7 protein-coding genes and 1 pseudogene are annotated in these 6,000 nt (G+C 69.4%); 5 read left to right on the top strand and 3 right to left on the bottom strand.

The annotated features are described in order from the left end of the window. Window positions 1-311, bottom strand: a 311-nt coding sequence (locus ASC99_RS22185; protein WP_157531683.1) for a helix-turn-helix domain-containing protein, incomplete at its 3' end; no start/stop codon positions are given. A 60-nt stretch (window positions 312-371) separates the two neighbouring features. On the opposite strand from ASC99_RS22185, the pseudogene ASC99_RS37515 reads away from it, so the two are divergent. Then, window positions 372-637: pseudogene (locus ASC99_RS37515) on the top strand (IS630 family transposase); the annotation flags it as partial. A 79-nt stretch (window positions 638-716) separates the two neighbouring features. Continuing rightward, complete coding sequence (locus tag ASC99_RS22180) at window positions 717-1,370, top strand: hypothetical protein (protein WP_057234773.1); 654 nt, start codon at window positions 717-719, stop codon at window positions 1,368-1,370. Window positions 1,371-1,478: 108 nt separating this feature from the next. Here the strand turns inward: ASC99_RS22180 and ASC99_RS22175 are convergent, their stop codons facing one another. After that, a complete protein-coding gene (locus ASC99_RS22175; protein ID WP_157531682.1) occupies window positions 1,479-2,366 on the bottom strand; it encodes a hypothetical protein in 888 nt (295 codons plus the stop codon). 337 nt (window positions 2,367-2,703) lie between these two features. Here ASC99_RS22175 and ASC99_RS22170 point away from each other — a divergent pair, with 337 nt between their 5' ends. Together ASC99_RS22170 and ASC99_RS22165 are read left to right on the top strand one after the other, a co-directional pair. Beyond that, complete coding sequence (locus ASC99_RS22170; protein ID WP_157531681.1) at window positions 2,704-4,029, top strand: hypothetical protein; 1,326 nt, start codon at window positions 2,704-2,706, stop codon at window positions 4,027-4,029. A 30-nt stretch (window positions 4,030-4,059) separates the two neighbouring features. After that, on the top strand, window positions 4,060-4,278 hold the full coding sequence (locus ASC99_RS22165; protein WP_057234767.1) for a hypothetical protein: 219 nt from the start codon (window positions 4,060-4,062) through the stop codon (window positions 4,276-4,278). Between the two features lie 46 nt (window positions 4,279-4,324). Here ASC99_RS22165 and ASC99_RS22160 read toward each other — a convergent pair whose 3' ends face one another. Then, window positions 4,325-5,236 (bottom strand): carbon-nitrogen hydrolase family protein, encoded by a 912-nt coding sequence (locus ASC99_RS22160; protein ID WP_235502712.1) that lies wholly within the window; start codon window positions 5,234-5,236, stop codon window positions 4,325-4,327. Between the two features lie 378 nt (window positions 5,237-5,614). Here ASC99_RS22160 and ASC99_RS22155 point away from each other — a divergent pair, with 378 nt between their 5' ends. After that, entirely contained in the window at window positions 5,615-5,932 is a 318-nt protein-coding gene (locus ASC99_RS22155; protein ID WP_157531680.1) for a hypothetical protein, read from the top strand. Window positions 5,933-6,000: the final 68 nt, after the last annotated feature.

Genomic DNA, 6,000 nt, shown 5'->3' with positions numbered 1-6,000 from the left:
GGACGGCGGGTGAAGCCTGCCTCGTCCTCGAAGCAGATGTAGCCCCCGCAGGCCACCCGCGCCGCGGTCCACCCCTGGTCCTCCACCCAGCCATGCGCGGCCGGACCCTCCTCCAGGAATACGGCCAATTTCTCCAGACACCGCGGCGACAGACGGCACCTCGACCCACCCGGGCCACGGGAGGCCAGCGCCCCCACACCGCCACCCCGCCACAACTCCTGCCACCGGTAGGCCGACTTCCGGCTCACCCGCAGAAGCTGTGCCACCTCCGACGGCCTGGTCCCTTGCTCGAACAGCTCCGCGGCCCGCATCCGCACCTGTCGCACTCGGCGTACCGGGCCGCCGGTCGTTCGACCGGGGCGCGGAGCGCGGCAGTCGAGCTGTGCTTCACCCCGACGAACGCGTCCTGGGTGAACCCGATCGAGGCGCACTTTGGACCGCTCCGACAGTTGGCCTCGCCAACTCGAACCACCCCAACCACACCGGCCGGACACGGGAGTTGCACCGCTACCTGCGCTGGCGCAACCAGAACGCCCGCCATCCCGATGTCCTGGCCGCCCAGCGACGCGAACGCGCCCGTATCCGCGGCGAGAACGGCATCCGCTGGGACGGACGACCACTTGCCACCGCAGCGTGAGGTCGCAACCCGGTGATCGGTTCCGATCACAGCACTAGCTGGAAGGGGTTGGCCTCTTTCCTCGCGATACGGTGCTGCCATGTCTCGATCAGTCGAAACCGGATCAGTCTTGTCTCCCGTCACCGCGGACGACGTCGACCTTGCAGTACGGCTCGCCGTGGGCATCCTTCGGGACGCACCCCCGGAGGGGTGGGGCGGTAAGGCCGGTTCGCTGGCGTGGGACTGCTGGGAGACCGTCGAGCACCTTGCCAACGACCTGTTCTACTACGCCGTGCAGTTGGGGCCTCAGAGCCCGCCACTGGACACCCATGTGCCTTTCGCGTTGAGTCGGAAGAGGCCGGACGGACCGATGGTCTTCGTCTACGCGGATCGTGATGCGGGTCCGGCCGGCCTGGTGCAGGTGCTGGAGGCGTGCGGCGCGCTGCTGGTCGCCATGGTGCGTACGACGCCGCCCCGGGTCCGCGCCCACCATGCCGCCGGGGTGTCGGACCCCGAAGGCTTCGCGGCGCTGGGGGTGCAAGAGATGCTGGTACACATGCACGATCTGGCGGAAGGCTTCGGGCTTGCCTGGACCCCGCCCTCCGCTCTCTGCTCGCGTGTGCTCGCCCGTCTGTTCCCAGAGGCTCCGGGCGGCGCGGATCCCTGGCTCACCCTGTTGTGGGCCACCGGCCGCGGCGAACTGCCGGGGCACCCTCGTCTCACCACGTGGCGCTCGGACAGCACACCGCGGTGAGACGAGCGGATCGGCTTCAGCCGCGGCCAGGCTGATGATCGTGCCCCTACCGCGGCGAGAGCGCACCGGGCCACCCGTCCCAACCGGCAACCCGGCGAACCTCTGCGGTCACGGCACTAGCTGAAGCTGCTGTGGTGCTGCGCCGCCCGGAGTGACCGGCTTCCTGAGGCTGCGGTGACGTCCGGTCGTTCGGCATGATGCTTCTGCACCACTGCGACGTGCTACGCAGAAGTCCGCGCTGCAAGCGGTGCACCGGGCGCTTCCGAACACGTAGGTCAGCGTGGCGGCGGTCTCGCGCTGGCCGTCCGCGAGAGCGGCCGCATGGAGGCGGCGGCCGATTCCGTGCAGGTCACCAGGCCGAGCCGGTTGCAGTGGTGCCTTCTCCGCGTCGTCTCCCAGTGGGCAGTCGCCGCTGAGGGAGAAACCTCCGTCGCTGTTGAAGGCGATGCGCGAGTTGTCCTCGCGACGGGTGGAGAAGTAGCCGTCGTCCCCGAATTCGACGGACAGGTATGCCTCGCACCCTGGGCAGGAGACGTCGTACGCCTTGTTCTCGAGCCCCCACGTCAGGTTTCCGCTCCAGACCGGGTCACCCTCGAAACCAAGGATTGCTTGGAGCAGGTAGCCGTAGCCGGTGCGGTCGGACACCGTTGACCGGTGCTCGTTCGCCACCCTGAGCAGGTCGGCGATCTCCGGGGCGTACTTCGCGCGGACATCGCCGGCCCCGTGGGTCTGGTCCGCCCCGGCCACGATGGCGCCGGCCAGGACCAGCGCGCGCAACCGCTCACTCTGATCGTCGGCGAGGGCCATCGCCGCCAGCCAGGGCAGTGCCGCGAAGCTGGCCGGGTACACAGTCCCCTGGTGACACAGGGGCGACCAGAGATCGTCCCAGCGCTCGAAACTCGGATCAGCCTCGATCTGGTTCAGCAGGACCGGTATGTCCTCGGCAGAGCCGTAGGCGTGGGTGAGCAGCGACCAATCCGTCATGCGCGAATCCAACCAGGCGGCCCCGACAGTCGATCGACCTCACCTCCACCTCGGACACCGAGCCTTCGACCGCCTGCCCCAGGCCTCGTCAGCGCAGGGCCGGCACATTCCGGGCGTCGGCCGGTGCGTGACGACGTGGCCAGGGACAACAACGGCGCAGAGATCCTTGACTGTTGACGAAGGATCGCAGGGGCCGGGGCCGGGTGGCACACCGCTGTCCGACCCCCAACCGTGCTGCTGAACTGGGAGGATGAGCCGGTCCGGTAATGCAGTTGTGAGGGCCCCGTGGTCATGTCAGCATCGCCCAGCCGTCGCACTCGACGGTACGCAGACATCCAGGGGGAAACAGATGGGACTTTCCACAGCAACAGCCGTCGGCCGGGGGGTGACCGGCCTGCTGGCCGGCGCACTGCTGGTGGGCGGTACGGCCACCGGGGCGGAGGCGACGCCGAAGCCGCGCCTCGCGCTCACCGCGCTCGCCTTCGCCCAGCCGTCGGTGGACGCCACCTCGGGTAGTGCCCGGGCGACGGTGGAGTGGACCGTGACCGACACCGAGCAGGCCGCCACCAACGTCCTTGGCAACGTGGTGATCCAGCAGGTCGATCCGGACGGCCGCCCGATCGGGCGGGGGTACCCGGTGAGCTTCGCGTTCCAGCGGAAGTGGGACACCAGGGCCACCGTGGTCTCGGGGACGGCGCAGTCGGCGACCTACCGCTACGCCTTCCCGGTGCCGCGCTACGCGGCCGTGGCCAACGCCACCTGGGCGGTGGTGGGTCTGACCGCCGCCGACGATCGGGGTACCGAGCTCTCGCTCGGCCGGTCCCGGCTGGGCGACTTCCCGAACAGTTTCACCGCGACCGAGCTGACCGACACCACCGGGCCGAGCGTGGAGAACGCGTACCTGACGTACGGACAGCCCGAGTACCGGTACGTGGACGGCCGACCGGTGGCCGTCTCCTACGAGGTGGTCGCCGCCGACTACGAGGCCGGAGTGCTCAAGGGGGAGCTGACGGTCCGTGGGCCGGACGGCACCACCGTGACCGGTGGGTTCGTACTGGAAGCCGACAGCAACCGTCAGTACAAGTGTGGAGCCGGCCCCGCGAACGGTGACACCGAGGAGGTCCGGTGCCAGGTCGACGTGGAGCTCCCGGCGAACGCCGGCACCGGTGACTGGAAGATCACCCGGGTCCGGCTGACGGACAACACCGGCAACGTCGCGGTGTACCGCAACCAGGCGTTCGCTCCGCTGCACCTGACCCGGAACGCCGTGCTGAAGGCGACCGACTTCTCGATCAGCCCGAAGGTGTTCAACAACTGGACCTCTCCCACCGAGGTGACCGTCGGGCTGAAGCCGGTCGGACTGAGCGGGGCCATCGCCTCGGCCACGGTGCTGGCCACCGGCGACTGCAGCGACCAGACGGTCGAGGCACCCGCACTGGAGGCCGACGGCACGCTCGCGGTGCGCCTGTGGATCTCGCCGATCTACCCCCGCAGCTGCACCGTCACAGGCATCGCCTTCCGGGACGGCTCGGGTAACTCCGCCGCGTACGGGGCGGCCTACGGTGGCCCCGCCCTCGACCTGACGGCCACCCAACTGCCGGACAGCATCGACCCGGTGGCCACCTCGGCGGTACTGAGCGCGACCGAGATGCGCGCCAGTGAGATGCCGCAGTAGCTCAGCCTGGCCATCGAGGCGACTTCACCCGTGGGCATCAACGGCGCCTCGTTCACCGTCTACGACGCCAACGGTGTGTCGCACGGCGGCAGCGGCGGTGGGGCTGGCGAGGGCCCGGACGGCAAGATCCACCTGAGCACCCAGGTCTACCTGGCGCCCGGCCGCTACACCGTCGGCTTCACCGTCACGTCCAGTGGCGGCCGGTCGGCCCAGTACGGCTACCCGAACGGTGTTGGCCAGCCCGCTTAGGAGTTCCGGGACTTGACGCGAAGGCCGTAGTGGCGCACCCCACCGGTCAGAACGCTGTGCGGGTGTCACTGCGGGGGTCGCCGACCGGGATCCGCTCGTCGTAGAGCCCGGCTCGGGCTGAGCGGCGCCATGGGCGGGCGTAACGAACGGCCATCTCGATGTCCCTGTCCTGCGAGTCGAGGTCGATGTCCGCGACTGCCAGGGCGGGACGTCCGTCCGCGGGACAGCACGCCAGCCATCGTCCGCCGGGCGCCACGATCCCGGACGGCGCTGTGGTGCTGAACTGCGCCGGGACGGAGTAGCCGAGCCAGTAGTTGTGGAGCGTCCCGTAAGCCTGGGCGACACGGGCCCGGGGTGCGTCGTCGACCATCACCGACAGCAGGACACAGTCGACGTCCAGGCGCTCGTACTCCGCGAACACCTCCGGAAAGTTGGCTTCGATGCACAGCGCGAAGCCGAGCCTGATGCCGTCCACCTCGACGACGAGCGGGTGCCGTCCCGGGGAGTACAGGAGCGAGACCTCGGTGTGCGACAGGAACCGCTTGTCGTACCGTGCGACCAGGTGGCCGTGGTCGGAGACGACGTAGAGGCTGTTGTGCGGCCGGCTCGGTGGCGTGAGCGGGTGGAGAGATCCGAACACCGTCCACAGGCCGAGCTTCCCTGCCAGCGCGGTGGCCAACTCCGCTTCCTCGCGCAGGACTTCCCACGCGGCCCGGCTCCAGTCGGCCGGAACCATCTCCCCGGTCGGCCCGGCCGCCATCACGTGCTTGCTCGGGTAGGTGATCGCCCCTTCGGGGAACTGCACCAGCCGCGCACCCGCTCCGGCAGCCTCGACCATCAGGGCCCGGATCTCCTGCCCGGCCGCCCGCAGCGCACCTCGATCCGTGGGGTCTTCCGGCACCGTGCTCTGCGCGACCGCCAACCGCAATGTCCTCGCCACGCCGTGACGGTACGGCACGCCCGGAACCATGGCCAGACGCCGTAGCCGTTCTGACCGGATACGAGCGGTCATCCTCGGCGGCCCGGACGAGACCGGCTCGACATCCGGGACCGGACCCGGTCGACGCAGGCCGACGGGGCTCGTAGCCTTTCGCCGTGACGGACAGGACCGGGGCGCGAGACGCCTTCGGTCGTGACCCTCTGCACCGCGATGAGCGACGACCAGGCCTCGACGATCCGGATCACCTGACGTGACGAGCGAATCGGACCAGGTCAGTTGAGACCGGGACCGGGCCTGTACGGTGTCTCTGCCGAGGCGGTTCGGGATCGACGGGATCGTGTGCACGGCCAACGCCATCGAGGCGAGCAGACCAATCCCGCAGACCAGGGTCGCAAGGTGAAGAAGCAGATGTGGGAACTGGAGATCTTCTCGAAGCAGACTGAGGAGCTGATCGAGGCGCTGCCGTTGCGGACGCTCCGCGGTGTTGACGTGCGGATCCTGCTCGGCCTGCCCACCTGTGAGGATGTCTACGCGGGCGGCTACCCGGTCGACGGGGATGTCCTCGACGAGCTCTCCCGGCTGGCAGATCGCTCGGTTCGACAGGACGCGGACTACTTCCTTGCCTACACGGCGCCCAGGTTCCCTGTCTGGGCGGTAGGCGAAGAGCCCATGGTGTTCTGGCGGGATGGCGCACTGGTGAACCTGCACGCCTGACCAGCGCCCGCTCTCCCCGGCGGCGTGACCAACTGGCCGATCGTTAGGGTCCCAGCGGGTCCGGTGCC

The sequence above is a fragment of the Kitasatospora sp. Root107 genome (genome assembly GCF_001424875.1).
In the GTDB taxonomy this organism is placed as follows: Bacteria; Actinomycetota; Actinomycetes; order Streptomycetales; family Streptomycetaceae; genus Kitasatospora.
The sequence above is the reverse complement of the archived record's forward strand: the minus strand, read 5'-3'. Positions and strand labels throughout refer to the sequence as shown.

Coding starts and splice junctions, on each gene's coding strand:
- ASC99_RS22170 (WP_157531681.1), top strand. CDS start 2,704: ATGGGACTTTCCACAGCAACAGCCGTCGGCCGGGGGGTGACCGGCCTG.
- ASC99_RS22180 (WP_057234773.1), top strand. CDS start 717: ATGTCTCGATCAGTCGAAACCGGATCAGTCTTGTCTCCCGTCACCGCG.